The organism is Ruegeria sp. CI5 (assembly GCF_056536885.1).
Window position 1 is genome coordinate 780296 of record NZ_JBQFQN010000001.1, and the last position, 22187, is coordinate 802482.

The 22187-nt window shown below is 60.9% G+C and carries 20 protein-coding genes; 11 read left to right on the forward strand and 9 right to left on the reverse strand.

Going from position 1 to position 22187, the window contains the following annotated elements; translation table 11 throughout:
• Positions 1–47: 47 nt before the first annotated feature.
• Positions 48–3467 carry an indolepyruvate ferredoxin oxidoreductase family protein gene (locus tag ACR0BA_RS03940; protein ID WP_480726529.1) on the reverse strand — a complete coding sequence of 1140 codons (3420 nt, stop codon included), beginning with the start codon at positions 3465–3467 and terminating at the stop codon, positions 48–50.
• A 169-nt stretch (positions 3468–3636) separates the two neighbouring features.
• On the opposite strand from ACR0BA_RS03940, the gene ACR0BA_RS03945 reads away from it, so the two are divergent.
• The 5 genes from ACR0BA_RS03945 (at position 3637) to grxD (ending at position 10544) form a co-directional block, all read left to right on the forward strand.
• A complete protein-coding gene (locus ACR0BA_RS03945) occupies positions 3637–4545 on the forward strand; it encodes a LysR family transcriptional regulator (RefSeq protein WP_170442633.1) in 909 nt (302 codons plus the stop codon).
• Between the two features lie 269 nt (positions 4546–4814).
• A complete protein-coding gene (locus ACR0BA_RS03950; protein WP_480726531.1) occupies positions 4815–7067 on the forward strand; it encodes a mechanosensitive ion channel domain-containing protein in 2253 nt (750 codons plus the stop codon).
• A gap of 196 nt (positions 7068–7263) precedes the next feature.
• Complete coding sequence (purL, locus tag ACR0BA_RS03955; RefSeq protein ID WP_480726533.1) at positions 7264–9423, forward strand: phosphoribosylformylglycinamidine synthase subunit PurL; 2160 nt, start codon at positions 7264–7266, stop codon at positions 9421–9423.
• Between the two features lie 139 nt (positions 9424–9562).
• Positions 9563–9799 (forward strand): BolA/IbaG family iron-sulfur metabolism protein, encoded by a 237-nt coding sequence (locus ACR0BA_RS03960; protein ID WP_093961963.1) that lies wholly within the window; start codon positions 9563–9565, stop codon positions 9797–9799.
• A gap of 382 nt (positions 9800–10181) precedes the next feature.
• Positions 10182–10544, forward strand: a complete 363-nt coding sequence (grxD, locus tag ACR0BA_RS03965) for a Grx4 family monothiol glutaredoxin (RefSeq protein WP_170338767.1) — start codon at positions 10182–10184, stop codon at positions 10542–10544.
• Positions 10545–10552: 8 nt separating this feature from the next.
• Here the strand turns inward: grxD and ACR0BA_RS03970 are convergent, their stop codons facing one another.
• The 3 genes from ACR0BA_RS03970 to ACR0BA_RS03980 are packed head-to-tail and all read right to left on the reverse strand — an operon-like array spanning position 10553 to position 11978.
• Positions 10553–10900: an MliC family protein gene (locus ACR0BA_RS03970; protein ID WP_170371133.1), complete on the reverse strand. Its 348-nt coding sequence runs from the start codon at positions 10898–10900 to the stop codon at positions 10553–10555.
• Positions 10897–11292: a cell division protein ZapA gene (locus tag ACR0BA_RS03975; protein WP_170357685.1), complete on the reverse strand. Its 396-nt coding sequence runs from the start codon at positions 11290–11292 to the stop codon at positions 10897–10899. Before ACR0BA_RS03975 ends, ACR0BA_RS03970 begins: the two co-directional genes overlap by 4 nt.
• Positions 11292–11978, reverse strand: a complete 687-nt coding sequence (locus tag ACR0BA_RS03980; RefSeq protein ID WP_170357683.1) for a hypothetical protein — start codon at positions 11976–11978, stop codon at positions 11292–11294. Before ACR0BA_RS03980 ends, ACR0BA_RS03975 begins: the two co-directional genes overlap by 1 nt.
• Before the next feature lie 235 nt (positions 11979–12213).
• On the opposite strand from ACR0BA_RS03980, the gene tkt reads away from it, so the two are divergent.
• Entirely contained in the window at positions 12214–14235 is a 2022-nt protein-coding gene (gene tkt / locus ACR0BA_RS03985; RefSeq protein WP_480726536.1) for a transketolase, read from the forward strand.
• Positions 14236–14292: 57 nt separating this feature from the next.
• Here the strand turns inward: tkt and ACR0BA_RS03990 are convergent, their stop codons facing one another.
• Positions 14293–15264, reverse strand: a complete 972-nt coding sequence (locus ACR0BA_RS03990; RefSeq protein WP_480726538.1) for a DUF808 domain-containing protein — start codon at positions 15262–15264, stop codon at positions 14293–14295.
• Between the two features lie 182 nt (positions 15265–15446).
• Between ACR0BA_RS03990 and gap (ACR0BA_RS03995) the strand changes: the two genes are divergently transcribed.
• The 3 genes from gap (ACR0BA_RS03995) (at position 15447) to gap (ACR0BA_RS04005) (ending at position 17760) form a co-directional block, all read left to right on the forward strand.
• Entirely contained in the window at positions 15447–16448 is a 1002-nt protein-coding gene (gap, locus tag ACR0BA_RS03995; RefSeq protein WP_170339356.1) for a type I glyceraldehyde-3-phosphate dehydrogenase, read from the forward strand.
• 71 nt (positions 16449–16519) lie between these two features.
• Positions 16520–16663 carry a hypothetical protein gene (locus ACR0BA_RS04000; protein WP_480726540.1) on the forward strand — a complete coding sequence of 48 codons (144 nt, stop codon included), beginning with the start codon at positions 16520–16522 and terminating at the stop codon, positions 16661–16663.
• A gap of 92 nt (positions 16664–16755) precedes the next feature.
• Positions 16756–17760 carry a type I glyceraldehyde-3-phosphate dehydrogenase gene (gene gap / locus ACR0BA_RS04005; RefSeq protein ID WP_449321169.1) on the forward strand — a complete coding sequence of 335 codons (1005 nt, stop codon included), beginning with the start codon at positions 16756–16758 and terminating at the stop codon, positions 17758–17760.
• Here the strand turns inward: gap (ACR0BA_RS04005) and coaD are convergent.
• From coaD to ACR0BA_RS04020, 3 genes are all read right to left on the reverse strand, one after another.
• Positions 17752–18243: a pantetheine-phosphate adenylyltransferase gene (gene coaD, locus ACR0BA_RS04010; protein WP_093961954.1), complete on the reverse strand. Its 492-nt coding sequence runs from the start codon at positions 18241–18243 to the stop codon at positions 17752–17754. The genes gap (ACR0BA_RS04005) and coaD overlap by 9 nt on opposite strands.
• Positions 18244–18328: 85 nt before the next feature.
• Positions 18329–18766 carry a CBS domain-containing protein gene (locus tag ACR0BA_RS04015; protein WP_170367047.1) on the reverse strand — a complete coding sequence of 146 codons (438 nt, stop codon included), beginning with the start codon at positions 18764–18766 and terminating at the stop codon, positions 18329–18331.
• Positions 18767–18827: 61 nt separating this feature from the next.
• On the reverse strand, positions 18828–19730 hold the full coding sequence (locus ACR0BA_RS04020) for a LysR family transcriptional regulator (protein ID WP_170419025.1): 903 nt from the start codon (positions 19728–19730) through the stop codon (positions 18828–18830).
• A 101-nt stretch (positions 19731–19831) separates the two neighbouring features.
• On the opposite strand from ACR0BA_RS04020, the gene ACR0BA_RS04025 reads away from it, so the two are divergent.
• Positions 19832–21331, forward strand: a complete 1500-nt coding sequence (locus tag ACR0BA_RS04025; protein WP_480726543.1) for a CoA-acylating methylmalonate-semialdehyde dehydrogenase — start codon at positions 19832–19834, stop codon at positions 21329–21331.
• Positions 21332–21347: 16 nt separating this feature from the next.
• Here the strand turns inward: ACR0BA_RS04025 and ACR0BA_RS04030 are convergent, their stop codons facing one another.
• A complete protein-coding gene (locus tag ACR0BA_RS04030) occupies positions 21348–21551 on the reverse strand; it encodes a hypothetical protein (RefSeq protein WP_480726544.1) in 204 nt (67 codons plus the stop codon).
• A gap of 1 nt (position 21552) precedes the next feature.
• Here ACR0BA_RS04030 and ACR0BA_RS04035 point away from each other — a divergent pair, with 1 nt between their 5' ends.
• The gene (locus ACR0BA_RS04035; protein ID WP_409233613.1) at positions 21553–22149 is read left to right on the forward strand and encodes a L,D-transpeptidase; all 597 of its coding nucleotides are present in this window, start codon (positions 21553–21555) and stop codon (positions 22147–22149) included.
• Positions 22150–22187: the final 38 nt, after the last annotated feature.

Sequence of the window (22187 nt, forward strand, 5' to 3'; positions counted from 1 at the left end):
CGGCGCGGACGGGAACCCTACCGCGCCTCCATGACACCGATATGACGTTACTCGGCCGCGGCCCGCGTCTCGGTCCCTCCTTGCCGGATTACGGCCAGAAGTTCCTCGCGCCGCTTGGCGGCCTTGGCTTCGTTGGCGGCCAATACCGGACCGAAGCCGCGGATGTCCAGCGGCAACCGCGCCAGCGCGACAATCGCATCGCGGGTGTTGTCATCCAGCTTGGGCAGGACCTCTTTCATGTCCGCCTCATACTGACGGATCAAAGCCCGCTCCATCCGGCGCTCGGCGGTATAGCCGAAGATGTCCAGAGGAGTGCCACGCAGCCCCTTCAGCTTGGCCAGAACCTTCATCGGCCCCAGCAGCCATTCGCCGAACTGCCGCTTGCGCGGACGCCCGTCCGGCCCTTTGCCCCCCAGGATCGGCGGAGCCAAGTGGAAGGTCATCTTGATGTCGCCGTCAAATTCGGCGGCGGCCTTGTCGCGGCTGTCCAACAACAAGCGGGCCACTTCGTATTCATCCTTGTAGGACAACAGCTTGTGATACCCGCGCGCGACGGCATCCCGGACCTTCGGGTCTTCGATCGACTCGACCAGCTTGAGATAGCGTTTTGACAATCGTTTACCCTGATAGGCCACCAGATGATCGGCACGGAAGGCGATGGCCTGCTCGGGCGTCTTGGGCAACTCGGTCACCGAGGGGGTCACGATGCGCGCCACCTCATCGGGGTGCAGAACCGCCCAGCGGCCGACCTCGAAGGCGCGCTTGTTGCGCTCGACCGCGGCGCCGTTCAGCTCGATCGCGGTCATGATCGCCTCGTGGCTGACAGGCAGCAGACCGCGCTGCCACGCCGCCCCGAACACCATCATGTTGGAATAGATCGAATCGCCCATTACCGCGCGCGCCAGCTCGGTCGCGTCAAACAGGGCAAGCCCGTCCTTCAGCCGCGCCTCGAGCGCCAGTTCCAGCCGGTCGACCGGAATGTGGAACTCGGTGTTGCGGGTGAAATCGCCGGTGATGATCTCGTGGCTGTTGACCACCGCGCCGGTCTGACCAGTGCGCGTCAGACCCAGCGTCTTGGCCCCGGCCGACACCACGAGGTCGCCGCCTATCAGCGCATGCGCCTCGCCTGTAGCCACGCGGATGGCGCTGATGTCTTCGGGCTTGTTGGCCAGGCGACAGTGGATATGCACCGCGCCCCCCTTCTGCGCCAGCCCGGCCATTTCCATCATGCCCGCGCCTTTGCCGTCGATCTGCGCGGCCTGCGCCAGAACCGCCCCGATGGTCACGACGCCGGTGCCGCCGACGCCGGTGATGACCACGTTATGCGTGCCCTCGATCTGCGGCAGAACCGGCTGCGGCAGATGCGGGATGTCGATTTCGGTCGTGGCCTCCTTGCGGATCTTGGCGCCTTCCAGCGTGACGAAAGACGGGCATAACCCGTTGAGGCACGAGAAATCCTTGTTGCAGCTGGACTGGTCGATCGCCCGCTTGCGTCCCAGCTCGGTTTCCTTGGGCACGATCGAGACACAGTTCGACTGCACCCCGCAATCGCCGCAGCCTTCGCAGATGTCCGAGTTGATGAAGACGCGCTTGTCCGGGTCCGGGAAGGTGCCGCGCTTGCGGCGGCGGCGTTTCTCCGCGGCGCAGGTCTGGACGTAGACGATGACCGACACGCCTTCGATCTCACGGAACTTGTTCTGAACCGCCATCAGCTCGGCCCGTTCGTGGGTTTCCACGTCGCCGGGCAGCGCCTTGAAGTTCACGTCTTCCTTTTCGTCATAGACGACGGCCACATGCTGGACGCCCATGGCCTTGACCTCACGCACGATGCGCTCGGCGGTCAGGTGGCCCTCGTTCTCCTGCCCGCCGGTCATGGCGACCGCGTCATTGAACAGGATCTTGAAGGTGATGTTGGTATCGGCCGCCAGCGCCGCCCGGATCGCCTGAACGCCCGAGTGGTTGTAGGTGCCATCGCCCAGGTTCTGGAACACGTGTTTTGTGGTCGAGAACGGTGCCTCACCGATCCAGTTGGCGCCTTCGCCGCCCATCTGGGTAAAGCCGGTGGTCTCGCGATCCATCCACTGCACCATGTAGTGACAGCCGATGCCGGCATAGGCCCGGCTGCCCTCCGGCACTTTGGTCGAGCTATTATGCGGACAGCCCGAGCAGAAATACGGCAGCCGCGTCGCGATCTCTTGCGCGTTGTCGTTGCGCCGCGCTTCCTGCAGGCTGGCCAGCCCTGCGCGGATTCCGTCGGTTTCGCGGCCTTCCTCGATGAAGATCTCGCCCAGCTTTTCGGCGATCATGATCGGATCAAGCGCACCGCGGGTCGGGAACAGCTCTTCGCGGTGCAGCGTGCCTGCCCCGCCCTTGTACCAGCCGTACACGCGACGTCCGCGACGGTCGTCAAAGATCGCCTCTTTGACCTGCACCTCGATCAGCTTGCGCTTTTCTTCGACGATGATGATCAGGTCCAGCCCCTCGGCCCAATCATGGAACCCCTTCATGTCCAACGGGAAGGTCTGGCCGATCTTGTAGGTGGTGATCCCCAACCGTTCGGCCTCGGCCTCGTCGATGTTCAGCAGCGACATGGCGTGGACCAGGTCCAGCCAGTTCTTGCCCGCCGCGGCAATGCCGATTTTTGCGCCGGGCTTGCCCCAGACCCGCCGGTCCATCCGGTTGGCGAGCGAGAACACCTCGGCCGCGAACCGCTTGTAGTCGATGATCCGCGCCTCCTGCAGGTGCGGCGTGTCGCCCAGCCGAATGTTCAGCCCGCCCTCGGGCATGTCGAATTCCGGCGTCACCAGTTGCATCCGATCGGGCCGGCCATCCACGACCGAGGTCACCTCGATCGTGTCCTTCATCGTCTTGAGCCCGACCCAGACCCCGGCAAACCGGCTGAGGGCAAAGCCGTAGATTCCATAGTCGAGGATTTCCTGCACTCCGGCCGGGCTGACCACGGGCATGTACATGTCGACCAGCGACCATTCCGACTGGTGCAGCACGGTCGAGCTTTCGCCGGTGTGGTCGTCGCCCATCGCCATCAGGACGCCACCATGCTTGGCGGTTCCGGCCATGTTGGCGTGACGCATCACATCGCCGGACCGGTCCACACCCGGCCCCTTGCCGTACCACAGGCCGAACACGCCGTCATACTTTCCATCGCCGCGCAGACCCGCCTGCTGGCTGCCCCACAGGGCTGTGGCGGCCAGGTCCTCGTTCAGACCGTATTGAAAGGTCACATCGCACTCGGCCAATTGCTTTTCGGCGCGTGACATTTGAAGATCGACCGCACCCAGCGGAGACCCCCGATAACCGGTGACCAGACCGGCAGTATTCAGGCCCGCGGCGGTATCGCGGGCCTTCTGCATCATCATCAGACGAACAAGCGCCTGCGTACCATTCAAAAGCACCGGGCTTTTGGTCAGATCGAAACGGTCATTGAGCGAAATCTTTGGCTGACTCATCAGACGCCTCCCCACGTCGGAATAGTGTGCTGCATTTGACGTCATTTTAGGTCATAATTTCTGACCTGTATACAAAATTCCCCCTGTTCTGTAACGATTTCCCCGTTTGAATATGGAATTTGTTACCTCTTTCATATAGGCCTGCCAAAGGATAACGAAAGTTGCGACGATGAATTGGGACAAGCTCAGAATATTTCACGCGGTAGCTGACGCCGGCAGCCTGACGCATGCCGGAGACAAGCTGAATCTGTCCCAATCGGCCGTCAGTCGGCAGGTTCGCGCGCTTGAGGAATCGCTGGGCGCCACGCTGTTCCACCGCCACGCCCGCGGTCTGATTCTAACGGAACAGGGCGAGCTTCTGTTCGATGCAACAACGGCCATGTCCAAGCGTCTGGACGCTGCCGCGGCGCGAATCCGCGACAGCGAGGATGAGGTCTTTGGAGTCCTGCGGGTCACCACGACTTTTGGCTTCGGGACCCTGTGGCTGGCGCCGCGCCTGCCCAAGCTGTATGAGCAGTATCCGGACTTGAATATCGACCTGATGCTCGAAGAACGCGTGCTGGATCTTCCGATGCGCGAAGCAGATGTCGCGATCCGGATGAAGGAACCCAGTCAGGCCGATCTTGTCCGCAAGCGTCTGATGACCGTTCGAATGATGTTGTACGCGACCAAGAACTACCTGGATTCGCACGGTGGCGCGCCCCAGACGCTGGAGGACATTTCGAAACACCGCCTGATCTGTCAGACCCCTTCCGCACCCCAGGTTGGCGTTGGCGCGTCGATGGTCAGTCACCTTATGACCTACGAACCCAGCTCACTGCTGACGGTGAACAACTACTTTGGTGTTCTGCAGGGTGTCCTCAATGACCTCGGAATTGGCGTCCTGCCCGACTACGTGACCGAGGATTTCCCTGACCTGGTCCCGATCCTCTCCGACATCGAGACGGCGAATGTGCCGGTATATTTGGCCTATCCTGAAGAACTGAGGCACTCAAAACGGGTCGCAGCGTTCCGAGATTTTGTTCAGGATGAAATCATTGCGCATCGCAAGCAGCTGAAACATCTGGGAAAACTGTAGCTATGCACTCGCAGCATAGCGGACATGCCCTCAATGCGCCCAAAAAACCTTGATCGTTCACAGAGTGATCCCTAAATGAGCACTCGAAGGCGATGATGCTGAAACGCTCATCATCTTCATACCTCCCTGTTGGACTACGGCCGAGCTTAGTGCTCGGCCTTTTTTTTGGCCTGCACCCCGGCGCGCGGTGCCAAATCGTTTGGAATTATTTTGCCAACGGGCCTATGATCGCGAAAAACCATAATATTTCGTGTTCGAGGACAAAGTTTATGACCAGCCTACTCCGCCTGTTTTTGATGGCGTTGGTATCCGTCACGTTCCTGGCCCGGCCAAGCATGGCCCAGAGCACCAGCGAATCCACTACCACCCATGTCACCATCCCAGAAGATCTGACCCCTGAACAGGTCGACGATCTGGTGGCGCGAATGTCTGACGATCAGGTCCGGGCCATTTTGCTGGAACGGCTTGATGCGGTCGCGGCGAAACAGACTGAAACGCAGACTTCCCGTAAGGGGCTGCTGCAAACGATCTCATCCTCGGCGGGCGACATGGCTGCGTCTTGGCTGGATGTGATCCGCAAGGTTCCGCTACTGGTTTCGGCCCAGGTCGAAGCTTTCAGCAATTTCGGAAACAAGTTTGGCGCAAGCGGTCTGGCAACCCTGTTCGGGTTCACCTTCCTGGCGCTTGCAATCGGGTATGCCGCAGAAACGGCGGTTGGCCTTTGGACACGCAGGTGGATCAAAGTCGTCGATGGGGATGCCTCGACCAACCTAAAAGGCGCCGTAGTTTTTCTGTTCAAGCGCTTCTGCGTGGAGTTTCTGGGGCTGCTTGTCTTTTATTACACGCTGGTCTTCGTCGGGCGTCGGTTGCTGGACGAACAACAGATTGCCCAGGCCGCACCGTTCGTGTTCTTCCTGATCTGGTTCCCCCGCCTGGGAGCCGCGATTTCCCGTTTCATTCTCGCCCCGAAGCAGAGCAACCTGCGACTGGTCAACGTGAATGACAAATGGGCAAAATACCTGCATCGGAACCTGATCGGCCTGTTCCTGCTGATCGGGTTCACCCTGTTCATCCTGGATTTCAATGCGATGAATGGCGTGATGCCGGGTGAATCGCGCCTTGGTTTCTGGCTGAACACCGCCATCCATATCTATGTCGGCGTCATTGCATGGACGGCCCGCAACGGTCTGACCGACATGATGCGTGGTTCCGATCCGGATCGCACCCATTTCGACGAAGAAGTCGCCCGCTACTATCCGTATTTTGCGATCGCCGTGTCGGCGGGTACGTGGCTTTTGGTCGAGTTCCTCGCCGCTCAGCGTAATCCGGCCGTGTTTGCTCTTCTGGCCGAAGGCGCGCATTTCGTCACGATGTTCTGGCTGCTGATCGCACCGGCACTCGACACGCTGATCCGAGGGCTGACCCGGCACCTGCTGCCGCCGATGATTGGCGATGGTCCGATCGCGGAACGTGCCTACAAATCGACCAAACGCAGCTACATCCGCATCGGACGCGTTCTGGCCGGCATTCTGGTCATCCTGATGATTGCGGATGCCTGGAACCTGGACCTGCAGGATATTGCGGGCGGGGACTCGGAAACCGGCAGCAAACTGGTTCAGTTCTTCATCATCATCGCAATCGGCTACATCCTGAACGAGGTGGTCTCGCTCTGGATCAACCGCCGGCTTGCCAAAGAACAGACGGCTTCGGAGCAGAGCCCCGATGAGGAAGCCGGCGAAGGCGGCGGTGCCGGCGGCTCGCGCCTTGCCACGGTTCTGCCGTTGCTGCGCGTGACGGCTCAGGTGGCCATCGCGGTCATCTTTGCCCTACTGGCGCTGGGCGCGCTGGGCCTGGACATCACGCCGCTTCTGGCTGGTGCCGGTATCCTGGGTCTGGCTATCGGCTTTGGTGCTCAGAAACTGGTCTCGGACATCGTGGGCGGGATTTTCTTCCTGATCGACGATGCTTTCCGAGTGGGTGAATATGTCGATGTGGGTGGCACCACAGGCACGGTCGAGAAGATCTCGATCCGCTCGATGCAACTGCGCCACCATCGCGGTCCGGTGCACACCATTCCCTATGGCGAGATCCAGAAGCTGACCAACTACAGCCGCGACTGGGTCATCATGAAGCTGAAATTCACCGTGCCCTTCGACACTGATCCGAACAAGGTCAAGAAGATCTTCAAGAAGATCGGCGCTGAGATGATGGAGGACCCGCTCCACAAGGATGGCTTCCTGCAGCCCTTCAAATCGCAGGGCGTGTTCGACTTTGACGATGTCGGCATGATCATCCGCGGCAAGTTCATGGCCAAGCCCGGCAAGCAGTTCACCCTGCGCAAGGAGATCTTCAACCGGGTCAAGGCCGCCTTCAAGGAGAACGGGATCGACTTTGCCCGCCGTGAGGTGCGCGTCGCCATCCCCGGTTTGGAAGAGGCCGAAAACCTGACCGAACAGCAGAAAGCGGCGATCGGCGCGGCCGCGGCCGACGCAGTGAACAAGAAGGAAGAGCCGCCTCAATAACGGCGGCGGGACAGCGGCGCACGCGCCGCTGTCCCCGTCATTCCGGTGGTGCAACCTGCATTTCCCGGTCGCCGACCGCTGCATTCTGCCAGCAAATAGCGGGTTCCTGTTCGCTGCGCGCTCTTGACCCTTTCCCAAATCGCCCGGTTGCCCTAAAAGGCCCGCAATCCCGGCCACCTTGGAAACAGGACACACGATGCAAGAGCCCGCCATCACACCGGATCTGATTGCCGCACACGGGTTGAAACCCGAAGAATACGACATGATCCTCGAGATTATCGGGCGCGAGCCGACCTTTACCGAGCTGGGGATTTTCTCGGCCATGTGGAACGAGCACTGTTCTTACAAATCCTCGAAGAAATGGTTGCGCACCCTGCCCACCTCGGGCCCTCAGGTGATCTGCGGACCCGGTGAAAACGCCGGTGTGGTCGATATCGGCGACGGGCAGGCCGTGGTCTTCAAAATGGAAAGCCACAACCACCCGTCGTACATCGAACCCTATCAAGGGGCGGCAACCGGCGTGGGCGGCATCCTGCGCGACGTGTTCACCATGGGCGCGCGGCCCATCGCGGCAATGAACGCGCTGTCCTTCGGCGAACCCGACCACCCCAAGACCCGCCAATTGGTCAACGGCGTGGTCGAAGGCATCGGAGGCTACGGAAACTGCTTCGGCGTGCCGACCGTGGGCGGTGAAGTTCGGTTCCACCCGGCCTACAACGGCAACTGCCTCGTGAACGCCTTTGCCGCAGGGCTGGCCGATGCCGACAAGATCTTCTACTCGGCCGCGTCGGGCGTGGGCATGCCCGTTGTCTATCTGGGCGCCAAGACGGGCCGCGACGGCGTGGGCGGCGCCACCATGGCCTCGGCCGAATTCGACGACACCATCGAAGAAAAGCGCCCCACCGTGCAGGTTGGCGACCCCTTCACCGAAAAACGCCTGATGGAGGCGACGCTGGAACTTATGCAGACCGGCGCCGTGATCTCGATTCAGGACATGGGCGCGGCGGGCCTGACCTGCTCGGCCGTCGAGATGGGCGACAAGGGCGGGTTGGGTGTCCGGCTGGACTTGGAAAACGTGCCCCAGCGCGAAGAAAACATGACCGCCTACGAGATGATGCTGTCCGAGTCCCAGGAACGCATGCTGATGGTGCTGAAGCCCGAGCTTGAGGCCGAAGCCCGCGCCGTGTTCGAGAAATGGGATCTGGATTTCGCAATCGTCGGTGAAACCATCGCCGAAGACCGTTTCCTGATCATGCACAACGGCGAAATCAAGGCCGACCTGCCGCTGTCGAAACTGGCCTCAACGGCACCGGAATACGACCGCCCCTGGGTCCCCACCTCGGCGGCCGTAGATCTGGGCGAGGTACCGCAGATCGACCCGATCGACGGGCTGCGGGCGCTGATCTCGTCGCCTAACTACGCAAGCAAGCACTGGGTCTATGAGCAATACGACACCATGGTGATGGCTGACACGGCGCGTACGCCTGGCGTTGGTGCAGGCATGGTGCGCGTGCATGGCACCGACAAGGTGCTGGCCTTCACTTCGGACGTGACCCCGCGATACGTGCGCGCCAACCCCGAGGAAGGCGGCAAGCAGGCCGTGGCCGAAGCCTATCGCAACCTGACCGCCGTTGGGGCCAAACCGCTGGCCACCACTGACAACCTGAATTTCGGCAACCCCGAAAAGCCCGAGATCATGGGCCAGTTCGTCGGTGCCATCCAAGGCATCGGCGCCGCCGTGGCCGCGCTGGATATGCCGATCGTCTCGGGCAACGTGTCGCTCTACAACGAAACCGACGGTCAGGCGATCCTGCCCACACCGACCATCGGTGCCGTCGGCCTTTTGCAGCACGCCGACGAAATCATCGGCACCGAGGTGCGTGAAGGCCACGTTGCGTTGGTGATCGGCGAAACCAAGGGGCATCTGGGCCAATCCGCCCTGCTGGCCGAGGTCTTCAACCGCGAAGACGGCGACGCCCCGCATGTGGATCTGGATGCGGAAAAGCGCAACGGCGACTTCATCCGGGCCAACCGCGAGATGATCAAGGCCTGTACTGACCTGAGCGATGGCGGCCTTGCACTGGCTGCCTTCGAACTGGCCGAAGCCGCGGGCGTGGGTGTGCATCTTGATGACGCCCCGACCGAGTTCCTGTTCGGTGAGGATCAGGGCCGTTACCTGGTGGCCTGCAACTTCGATCAGGCCGAAGCTCTGATGATTGCGGCGGGCCAGGCTGGCGTGCCGCTGGTTTCGGTCGGTCGCTTTACCGGAGAAACCGTGCGGATCGGAGCGTCCGAAGCTCCTCTGAGTGAACTCTCAGCGATGTATCGCAGCAGTTTTGCCGAAGCTGTCGCCTGAGCACGACGACGCTGAACCATACTCGGATCCTGCGCTGTTCGATCAGCGCGGGATCTGACTTTTTCAAGGGCGCTGCGCACCCTTGCGCGGGCTTCGGCATCGCTCTACATCTTTGAAAAGACCTTCAGGAGTATCTTAAATGCCAATGAGCGCCCACGAAATCGAACATCTGCTGCGCGAAGCCTTTCCGAATGCGGAAATCCAGGTCGGCGGCACCGATGGCGTACACATGTCCGCCATGGTCGTGGACGAAAGCTTTCGCGGGAAGAACAGGGTCCAGCAGCAGCGCGCGGTCTATGCGGCGCTGAAGGGCAAGATGGACGGCCCCGATGGCGAGCTGCACGCGCTGGCGTTGACCACGAAAGTACCCGAGTGATGAGGCTGGCGGCGGCCAGTGCCCTGCCCACTCTGGTGATGGCACGCGCTGCCTTGGGCATTCCGATGGCATCCGACAATTCGGTCACGTGACATGATCGGTTGGGTTGTCTGGATCGGAATATGTGTCGGCGGGCTGGTAGTTGCCGAGGCTCTGCTCGAAACCTATCTGAGACGGAACAGAACAAGATGACTGTCGGATATGCGCCCCGACCCCAACGCTTTGAAACGCAGACCGTGGGAAGCCGACGGCGTGACAAAAGTCAATGTAATCGAAGAGGTTCATGCGATGAACCAGCGTACTGAACCAAGAAACTGGTGGCGCAGCCGCCGATCGAAATGACCGCCCGACAGACGGACGAACGCAAACAAGGAAACGCGAAATGACCGACGTTAAGACCCAGATCGACGAGACCGTCAAAAGCAACGATGTGGTGCTGTACATGAAGGGCACCAAAGAAATGCCGCAGTGCGGATTTTCATCTCGGGTGGCCGGTGTTCTGAACTATATGGGTGTCGAATACACCGACGTGAACGTTCTGGCGGACGAAGAAATCCGTCAAGGCATCAAGGACTATTCGGACTGGCCGACTGTGCCCCAACTCTACGTCAAAGGCGAATTTGTGGGTGGTTGTGATATCATCACGGAAATGACCCTGTCAGGAGAGCTGGACACGCTGTTCGATGAAAACGGTGTCGCCTACAACAAGGAAGCCGCCGACAAAATCCGCGAGGCAAACGCCTGATCAGCCGCTCAGCGGCTGACACAGTCTTTCAAAATATCGGTTTCGTCGGTGGCTCCGGCCGCCGCGAAACTGACCATCGCGTTCCAGCCTTTCGACCTCAGGGTATACGTCCCCTGCCCGTTCACCGACTCGTAACGGATACCCGAGCCGCTCTGGACTTGGCGCAACGCAATCAACTGACCATCGACGATCATCGCCGCAGCCCCTTCACCGTCGGAGGGGTTGAAGTATGTCACGGGCAGCTCAACGCCATTTTCGCAGGTGAAGGTCACAGATAGGATGTCAATCTGTGCCAATGCCGGACCCGAGACCGCCCCGACCAACGCCGCCAGGCACAAACTCCGCAAATGTGTCATCTCACATTCTTCTCTTCGATCACCGAGGCCAGCGCCTCGGCTCGTGCCGCCATCTCTGCAAGTGTGTCGGTAACCGAGGGCGGGACAACGGCCACTTCGATCCGTTCTGGTTCTGGCGCGGGCGCACTGCGCATACGCTCCAATTCGCCTTCAACTTCGGCCAGCTTCGCCTCGAGTGTCTTGATGCGATCCTCGGTGGCCGCCGCCTTGTCGGCCAGCATTAGCCCCGCCATCAACAGCATCCGCGACTCGGGCATACGGCCAATCTGGTCGGCCATCACCTGGGCCTCATCGTCCAGCATCTTCGCGGCTGCGTGCAGAAACGGTTCCTCGCCGTCCTGGCAGGAAACCTCAAATCCGCGCCCGCCAATATGAATTGTAACCTCGGGCATTACTCTACCTCTCCTTCGGCCAGGTTGGCGTGGGTCAGCAAAGGCTCAAGCCGCGCCAGAACCGCATGAGCTTCGGCCGCGTCAGTGGCGCGGGCGGCCCGGGTGGCCTCCAACTCGGCCACGGTTGCCTTGTTCAAAAGCTCGGCATCGGGAACGCCGCCCTCGGCAGCCTTGCGCAACTCGTCGACCGCTTCGCGCAATTGATCATTTGCCTTGCGCAAGCGCTGCAGGTCGTCATCCAGCCGCGACATGGCTGCGCCGTGGCTGGCGCGTTCGGCCCGCAGCATTTCCAGTTCGGCATTCAATTCGGGGATACGCTCTGAATCCTCCAGCTGCCGCCGCAATTCGGAGATCTCGGCCTTCAGCGCTGCAACTTCGTCCTGATTTTCCAGCGCGGCCTTGGCTTCGGACAGTTCGGCACGCGCGGCCTCGACGGTGGCCAGTTTGGCATTGGACTCGCCCAACTGGGCGCGCAAAGCGTCGATTTCCTGATCATGCCGCTCTTTCAGAGACTTCAGGCGCTCTTCCAATTGCGCATTGGCCAGCTTTTCCTCATCCAGGGCGGCGCGCAATTGTCCATCTTCGCTGCCCGCGACCGGACCCGCCGATTGCAGCGCCTCGATCCCGGTGCCAATCCGATCCATCGCGGCCATGATGCGTCGCTGTAAGTCTTCGATCTGGCTCATTGCCCCTGTCACCTCTTTACCAAGGTTCGTTCTGTTTTTCCGATGGCCGAATCAATACGGCTCGTACCGGTACTTAGTCTAACGGAATGTTCGCCAAAATACCCACTCTTTGCTTTCAAAGGCTTGAGCAACACTCTTGAAGCGATGGCAATGCGCCGCGCCGGGTTCCGCTTGCACTTTGGGGGGTGGATGGTATTCAGCCCGCAATCTGCCGTAATCCAAAGGAACAACACCCGTGGACCTGACTGCGCTGCGCAATGCCAACCCTGAACACTGGGCGAAGGCTGCGGCCATTCGCACCCTGACCCTTGATGCTGTCGCCGCCGCCAATTCCGGCCATTCCGGAATGCCGATGGGCATGGCCGACGTCGCGACCGTGTTGTTTGAAAAACACCTGAAATTCGACGCCTCGGCCCCAAACTGGCCTGACCGCGACCGGTTCATCCTGTCGGCTGGCCATGGCTCGATGCTGATCTATTCCCTGCTCTACCTGACAGGCTACAGCGCAGTTACTCTGGACGAGATCAAGAACTTCCGCCAACTGGGCGCGAAAACCGCCGGCCACCCGGAAAACTTCCTGATTGACGGTGTCGAAACCACCACTGGCCCTCTTGGGCAAGGAATTGCCAATGCCGTCGGTTTTGCGATGGCCGAAGAAATCCAGCGGGCTCATTACGGCAAAAAAGTTGTCGACCACTACACCTATGTGATCGCCGGGGACGGCTGCCTGATGGAAGGTGTCAGCCAGGAGGCCATCACCCTGGCCGGTCGGCACGAGCTCAGCAAGCTGATCGTGTTCTGGGACAACAACAACATCACCATCGACGGCACCGTGGACATTGCCGACCGCACTGATCAGGTGCGCCGGTTCGCCGCTTCGGGCTGGCATGTGATCGAGATTGACGGCCACGACCCCAAGGCCATCGATGCGGCGATTGTGCAGGCAAAAGCGTCGAAGAAACCGACCATGATCGCCTGCGAAAGCCACATCGCGCTGGGGCATGCCGCGCAGGATACCTCGAAAGGTCACGGCGCATTGACGGATGCCGAACAGCTGCTGGCCGCCAAGGATGCATACGGCTGGCCGCACGGACCGTTCGAAATTCCGACCAAGGTGAAATCCGCGTGGGAAGCAATCGGCGCGCGTGGCGCAATGGAACGGAAAGCGTGGGAAGAACGTTTTGCCCAACTGTCCGAGCGAAAGCAGGCCGAGTTCAACCGCGCCTACGCGTTCGAGGCGCCGAAAAAGCTGGCTGGCGCCATCCGTGCCTTCAAAAAGCAGGTTTCCGAGGATCAACCCAAGCTGGCCACCCGCGCCTCGTCGGAAAAGGTGCTGAACGTCGTGAACCCGATCATGACCGAGACGGTCGGCGGTTCGGCGGACCTGACCGGATCGAACAACACCAAATCAGCCGATATGGGCGTGTTCTTGCCGGAAAACCGCAAGGGCCGCTATATCCACTACGGCATCCGTGAACACGGCATGGCCGCGGCGATGAACGGCATGGCGCTGCATGGTGGCATCCGCCCCTATGGCGGCACTTTCATGGCCTTCACCGACTATGCACGCCCGTCGATGCGCCTAGCCGCGCTGATGAAGATCCCCAGCGTTTTCGTGATGACCCATGACTCGATCGGTCTGGGCGAAGACGGCCCGACGCACCAACCGGTCGAGCATCTGGCGATCTCGCGCGCAACGCCGAACACCTATGTGTTCCGCCCCGCCGACACCGTCGAAACCGCCGAGGCCTGGGAACTGGCGCTGACCTTCAAGGACAGCCCCTCGGTCCTGTCGCTGACCCGTCAGGGCGTTCCGACCTTGCGCACTCAGCACAAGGCCAAGAACCTGACCGCCCAGGGCGCCTATGTTCTGGCCGAGGCCGAGGGCAAGCGTCAGGCGATCCTGATCGCCACCGGGTCCGAGGTGTCGCTGGCCATGGAGGCCAAGGCGATGCTCGAGGCCGAAGGGATCGGCACCCGCGTCGTTTCGATGCCCTGCATGGAGCTGTTCGCCGAGCAGGACGAAGCCTATCGCAAGAAGGTCCTGCCTGCTGGGCCCGTCCGCGTCGGAATCGAGGCCGCCGTCCGTGCCGGCGGCTGGGACCGCTGGCTGCTGGGCGAGCGTGGCCGCGAGGCCAAGGCCGGTTTCATCGGTATGTCGGGCTTTGGCGCGTCTGCTCCCGCCGGCGAACTGTACAAGCATTTCGGCATCACCGCCGAGGCAACGGTTGCAAAGGTCAAGGAATTGCTGGGCTGATCCAGCCGAACCAAGCATTCAAGGGGCGGCCATCGTGCCGCCCTTTTCTTTTGGGCTTCAATGGTCCGCTTTCTGCTCTGGCTTATTGGGCCACAGCGGCGCGATGACCTTGGTCGCCAACGGTATCAGAACGAACCCCCAGGCCAGCCCGAACACGCCATCCATCGCGGCCTTGCTGATCCACTCCACCGCACCGGCCCATTGATCGGGCACGGCATGACCGGCCGCATAAGCCCAATCGTGGATATGGTGTGCCAACCAGCCAAAGCCCAGCACCTCTAGCCCATGGATCATGATCGAGCCGCCAACCCATAGCATCGCCGCCGTACCCACGACCGACAGCGTCTTCATGACCTTTGGCATCGCCTTGACCAGCCCGCGGCCCAACCCGCGGCCGACCGACGTCAGCGCGTTCTTGGCCAGATAAAGCCCGACATCGTCCATTTTTACGATTAACGCGACCGAGCCATAGACGGCCACCGTGACACCGATCCCAACAACCGCCAGCGTCGCGGCCTGCATCCAGACATTCGGCGCCTCGATGGCAGAAAGCGCGATGGTCATGATTTCGGCTGACAGGATGAAATCGGTCTTGATCGCGCCCTTGATCTTCTGCTCCTCCAGATGACCCGGGTCGCGCACGCTCATGTCTTCTTCGATCACGTGGCTGCCATGTGGGAACAGCACGTGGAAAATCTTCTCGGCCCCTTCAAAGCACAGGTATGACCCACCGATCATCAGCAAGGGCGTTATCAGCCACGGCGCGAAGTTCGCCAGCAACAGCGCCGCAGGCAGCAGCAGAATGACCTTGTTGAACACCGACCCACGCGCGATGCGCCAGATGATCGGCAACTCGCGCGCCGGCGCGAAACCCTGGACGTATTTCGGCGTGACGGCCGCGTCATCGATGATCACGCCGGCGGTCTTGGCCCCCGCCTTGCCGGCCGCCGCCGCCACATCGTCGACCGAGGCCGCCGCCACTTTGGCGATTCCCGCCACATCGTCCAACAGGGCCAGCAAACCGCTCATGCCGCATCCTTTCCGTTCATCCGTCGCACTTTGGACCCTAACCGATCCGACAGCTAGCGCAAGCGTTAGCGCAACCACACCAAGTTTGCGCTAACACATTGCAAATATGATATTTTCCATCTTTTTAGATGCGCCGATCATCGCTATATCGCCCGGAACACAAGCGGATTTGGAGACGTCACATGACCATCAAGGTCGGCATCAATGGTTTTGGCCGCATCGGCCGCTGTACCCTGTCGCACATCGCCGCGTCAGGCCGCAACGACATCGAAGTGATCAAGGTCAACGCCACCGGACCGCTTGAAACCTCGGCGCATCTGCTGAAATACGACAGCATCCACGGCCGCTTTCCGCGCGACGTCTCGATCAGCGGCAACACGATGGACCTGGGTCGCGGGCCGATGCAGATGTTCTCGACCTACGACATGAACGAGCTGGACTGGGAAGGCTGTGACGTCGTTCTGGAATGCACCGGCAAGTTCAATGACGGGCTGAAGGCCAAAACGCACCTTGAACGTGGCGCGCAAAAGGTTCTGCTGTCGGCTCCGGGCAAGAACGTGGACAAAACGATCGTGTTCGGCGTCAACCACAACAGCCTGACCGCCAACGACAGGATGGTGTCGAATGGCTCGTGCACCACGAATTGCCTTGCCCCGCTTGCCAAGGTTCTGGACGAAGGCATCGGCATCGAAAACGGCATCATGACCACGATCCACGCCTATACCGGCGACCAGCCCACGCTGGACCGCCGCCACAGCGACCTGTACCGCGCCCGCGCCGCCGCCATGTCGATGATCCCCACCAGCACCGGTGCCGCCAAGGCGCTGGGCGAGGTTCTGCCGAACCTCAAGGGGCGTCTGGACGGCTCGGCCATTCGAGTGCCCACACCGAACGTGTCCGCCGTCGACCTGACCTTCCGCGCCGCGCGCGAGGTGACCGTCGACGAAGTCAACGCCATCGTCGCCGAGGCCGCCAAGGGGCCGATGCAGCGCGTTCTGGGCTATGAACCCGCCCCCCTGGTGTCGACCGATTTCAACCACACCGAAGAAAGCTCGATCTTCGCGCCGGACCAGACCCGCGTCGTGGACGGCCGAATGGTCCGCGTGCTGGCCTGGTACGACAACGAATGGGGCTTTTCGGTGCGCATGGCCGATGTCGCCGTCGCCATGGGACGGCTTAACTGATCTCATCAAGACCGCTTGAACCGCGTCGCCCGCTCAGGTTATCTGAGCGGGCTTTTTTGTTCGGAGCAGCAATGACAAACCAAATCGCAGTCTGGCTGGGAGTCCTTATTCTTGGCGGTCTGATGCTGGACTTCGCGCTGTTTGGAACCGAGCATCTCCTGTTCCTCGGCAAGAAGTTTAACGACTTTCTCGACTGGGTCGCGTTCTGGCGCTGACAGAGGTTTTGCTTGACATTTTCGCCTGACTGCCTTTGTTAGCGCTAACTGATTTCAATCGCGGCTTAGCGGCCATTCAGACGGAGCGCGACATGACACTCAAACTTGCAATCAACGGATTTGGACGGATCGGGCGCGGTGTCCTGCGCGGCCTGATGGAAAGCGGTCGTACGGATGTGCAGATCGTCGCGATCAACGACCTCGCCAAGCCTGAAATGAATGCGCATTTGTTTGAGTTCGACAGCGTGCATGGCCGCTACGCCAAGCCGGTCACCCTGACCGAGGCCGGACTGGACGTAGGCGCGGGCCCGATCCGGCTGACCAGCGAGCGCGACCCCGAGGCGCTGGATTGGTCGGACGTGGATGTGGTTCTGGAATGCACCGGCGTGTTCCGCACGCGCGAAGCTGCGTCTCGCCATTTCAAGAACGGCGCGAAAAAGGTTCTGATCTCGGCGCCGGCGCGAGGGGATGGCGAGGTTAAAACAGTGGTGTTCGGCGTGAACGACCACGAGCTGACCGCCGCCGACACCGTGGTTTCCAACGCATCATGCACCACCAACTGCCTGTCGCCAGTCGCTGCCGCGCTGGATGCGGGCCTGGGTATCGTGCACGGCAACATGACCACGGTGCACGCCTATACCGCCAGCCAGCCGGTGCATGACACCGCCGGCAAGGACCCGTACCTGTCGCGCGCGGCTGCCCTGTCGATGATCCCGACCACCACCGGTGCGGCCTCGGCCGTGGGGCTGGTTCTGCCGCAACTGCAGGGCAAGCTGACCGGTCAGGCGATCCGGGTTCCCACTCCGAACGTCTCGGTCGTCGATCTGGTGGTCGAGGTATCGCGCCCCACCACCGAAGACGAAGTCAACGCCCTGTTCACCGAGGCCGCGGCCAAGATCCCGACGGTTCTGGCCGCGGAAACCCGCCCGTTGATCTCGATCGATTTCAACCACGATTCCCACAGCTCGACCGTGTCGCTGGCCGAAACCAAAGTAACCGACGGCACGCTGGTCCGCGTTCTGGCTTGGTACGACAACGAGTGGGGGTTCTCGAACCGGATGCTGGACACCGCTGCCGCGATGGGCGCCCTAGCCTAACCGCTCTTTCAGCGCGATATTGACCTGGGGCGTGACGAATTTCGACACGTCCCCACCCAGCCGAGCGATTTCCTTGACCAGCTTCGAGGCAATCGCCTGGTGTCGGGCTTCGGCCATCAGGAACACGGTCTCGATCGAATCGTCGAGCGCCCGGTTCATCCCAACCATCTGAAATTCATATTCGAAATCGGCAACAGCACGCAGACCGCGTACGATGATCTGCGCCCCTACGTCCCGGGCGCAGTCTATAAGCAGGTTTTCGAACGGATGCGCAACAATTTCAGTGCCGGTCTGTTCGGTCAGGTAGGCGCATTCCGCCTCGATCATGGCCACCCGCTCTTCCAGCGAGAACAGCGGACCCTTGTCGCGGTTGATCGCGACGCCGATTACCAGCTTGTCGACCAGCATGGCTGCCCGGCGGATGATATCGATATGACCCATGGTGATGGGGTCAAAGGTTCCCGGATATAATCCAACCCGCATCGCGCCCTCCTGAGCAAGAAAATTTCTGCGCAAGCAAACACAAGTTTTCCGCAGCTGCAAGAGGCCGCAATGTCGTCAGATGGGGCTAGTGCCCCATGATCATGCCCTGCAGGGCATCTTTTTCCATGGCCAGTTCGGACAATTGCGCCTTTACGACGTCGCCCAGAGTGACGATCCCAATCAGTTTACCATCTTCGACAATCGGCATGTGGCGGAACCGACCTTCGGTCATGCGAGCGAGAACGTCCTGCACCTTGTCCTGTTGGGTCGCGGTCACCAGTTTCTTGGTCATGTAGGCGCTGACCGGCTGTGTCAGGCACCCGCTGCCACTGGCGGCCAATTCCCGCACGATATCGCGTTCCGAGAGGATGCCGGCTGCGGTTTCGCCATCGTCCTCCGATACGATCACCGTACCAATGCGCTTATCGGCCAGAATCTTTGCCGCCTCGGACACGGTCATCGAAGGCGCCACCGTCACAACCCCGTCCGTCGACTTGGACTTCAGAATGGCCTGTACAAGCATGGGCAATACCTCCGAAATAATTTTCCCGTTTTCCAAAGCGTTGCCCGATTAGATCAACCTGTCAAGCTTGGGCTTCGGCTTCCAGCCGCGCAACTTCGTCGCGAATTCCCCGGCTGAGCGCTTCTGCAAATCGGTTCAACCGTTCGTTGCGTTGATCACCCTGATGGCGAACCAGGTGAAAGCTGCGCGTCAGACTGACTTGATCCGTCAGAATTTTTTTCAGCTGAGGATGGAATGGCAACGTGAAGTCATGCGCGATACATACCCCGGTACCCAGCGAGGCTTGCCGCAACTGCACCGAGACCGAGTTCGATGCAAGTGGGACACGATCAATACCCAGATCGTTGAGATAATCGAGCTCGCGGTCGAAGATCATGTCCGGGATATAACCGATCATGCGGTGACCCTTCAGCTCACCGACCGAGCGAATGGGTCCATGCCGCGAAAGATAGCCGGCTGTTGCCACCATATGCAGCTTGTAGTCGCTGATCTTTTGCACCAGCAGCTTGCCGGCCGTCGGGGCGCTGACGGTGATGGCCATATCCGCCTCGCGGCGCGACAAGTTGATGATCCGCGGCAAGGCCAGGATCTGTATGTCCAGGTCGGGATTCGAGTCGCTGATTTTGGCGCAGACTTGTGGCAGCAGATAGTTGGCGCTTCCGTCCGGAGCACCGATCCGGATTTGACCACTCAGCGACTTGGTCGCGCCTTCCATCGCGCCAGCCGCTGCGCGCATCGCCTCTTCAGCGCCTTGAGCGTGCTCGAACAGTCGCTCTCCGGCCGAGGTCAGTACGTAGCCCTGCGGTGACTTCGTGAAAAGCGGCGCTTTCAGTGCTGCTTCCAACCGGGAAACCCGCCGCCCGACTGTCGCCGGATCGATCTTTAGTAACCGCCCCGCCGAAGACAGGCTTTCCTCGCGCGCAACCGCGAGGAATACGCGCATGTCATCCCAGTTCGGGTCCATCCCCACCCCTGCATTTTTGCAAAACTCTTTTGGGATATTGCCTCTGTTCATGAGATTTATGCAAGCCTATGCTGCGCGCAAATTCAGCGGAGGAGTTTGCGATGCAAGACCTGACCCATTTCATCAACGGCGAATACACGCCCGGCACATCCGGTCGATTTGACGACGTCTACAACCCCGCCACGGGCGAGGTTCAGTACAAATGCCCGATGGCCAGCGCTGCCGAGACGACGGCAGCAATCGAACACGCCGCTGCAGCCCAGCCCGCATGGGGCGCGACCAACCCGCAAAAGCGCGCCCGCGTGATGATGCAGATGGTCCACCTGATGCATCGCGACATGGACAAGCTGGCCGAAGCGCTGAGCCGCGAGCACGGCAAGACCCTGCCCGACGCCAAAGGCGACCTGCAGCGCGGGCTCGAGGTCATCGAATACTGCATCGGCGCCCCGCAGATGCTGAAGGGTGAATTCACCGACAGCGCCGGCCCCGGCATCGACATGTATTCCATGCGCCAGCCGCTGGGAGTTGTCGCCGCCATCATGCCGTTCAACTTCCCGGCCATGATGCCCCTGTGGCATGTCGGCCCTGCTCTGGCCTGCGGCAACGCGGTGGTGCTGAAGCCCTCGGAACGTGACCCATCGGTACCGCTGATGCTGGCCGAACTGTTCGTCGAGGCCGGTCTGCCCAAAGGTGTGTTCCAAGTTGTCAACGGCGACAAGGAAGCCGTGGACACCCTGCTGGACAGCGAGATCATCCAGGGTGTGTCCTTCGTCGGCTCGACCCCCATCGCTCAATACATCTATTCGCGCGCCACGGCGAACGGCAAACGTGCCCAGTGTTTTGGCGGGGCCAAGAACCACATGATCGTCATGCCCGACGCGGACCTGGATCAGGCCGCCGACGCGCTGGTGGGCGCCGGTTTCGGCGCTGCCGGCGAACGCTGCATGGCCGTTTCGGTGGCCGTTCCGGTGGGCGAGGAAACCGCTGATGCGCTGATTGAAAAGCTGGTGCCGCGCATCGAAAAACTGAAGGTCGGTCCCTATACCGCCGGCGACGACGTCGACATGGGGCCGGTTGTGACCGCCGCCGCCAAAGAACGCATCCTGGGCCTGATCAACTCGGGCGTGGAACAGGGCGCGAAGCTGGTGGTCGACAACCGCGACTTCAAACTGCAGGGCTATGAGAACGGCTTTTTCGTCGGCCCCCACCTGTTCGACCATGTCACCCCCGACATGGACATCTACAAGCAGGAGATCTTCGGCCCCGTTCTGTCCACCGTCCGCGCCGGATCCTACGAAGAGGCGCTGAAGCTGGCGATGGACCATGAATACGGCAACGGCACCGCGATCTTCACCCGCGACGGCGACACCGCCCGCGATTTCGCCAGCCGGGTCAATATTGGCATGGTTGGCATCAACGTCCCGATCCCGGTACCGCTGGCCTATCACACCTTCGGCGGCTGGAAGAAATCCATGTTCGGAGACCTGAACCAGCACGGCCCCGACAGCTTCAAGTTCTACACTCGCACCAAGACCGTGACGTCGCGCTGGCCGTCGGGCATCAAGGAAGGTGGCGAGTTCAACTTCAAAGCGATGGACTAACACCCTTACTTAAAGATCAAAGGCCGCCCAAAATTGGGGCGGTCTTTTTGCCCGCAGGCAAACCCAGTCCGCCAACCGTCACCTTGTGCAGCTTCTGCTTGGCAAAAAACTGCGCAAGCCGGACTGCGTTCACGAGAATTTCAGCACCGACCTCTGGCTTCACCTCTCTGCCCGGCATAAATTGGCCGAAAATTCGAGCAGTCAGTCGCCAGGAGGCCATCGTGACAACCAGAATTTCCCGCCGCTCGGCCCTTTTGGGGGTAGCATCCGTATTGGCGTCGCCGACCTTGTTGCGGGCGCAGAGCCAGGACGCCTTCCCTCAAAGCGAGGAGGCGATCAGCACTCAGCTTCCCGTTCGCCGCAACGTATCGTCCTTTTCCAAGCAGGACTGGCAGGATCACTTCGATGAACTGGGCGTGGGCTGCTTGCTGGCAGATATCACCAGCCGGGCGGTGCATTACTGGGGTCCTGACGGTACCTACAAACTGTACCCCAGCTCGGTTCCCATGAGCGAAGAGCTGACCAAACGCGGCTACACCGAAGTCGTGCGCAAAGCGGAAAATCCCAGCTGGACACCGACCGCATCGATGCGCGAGCGCGATCCCAACCTGCCGATCCGCATGGAAGGTGGAGATCCGGGCAACCCACTTGGCACCCGCGCCATGTACCTGTCCTGGCCGGCTTACCTGGTGCATGGCACACATGACACCCGCAAGATCGGACGCCAAAGTTCATCCGGGTGCATCGGGTTGTACAACCAGCATGTCGAGGAACTGTATCCTCTGGTCCAGATCGGAACAAAAGTCAGACTGCTTTGAAACGACAAAGCCCCGGCCGATCGACCGGGGCTTTGATT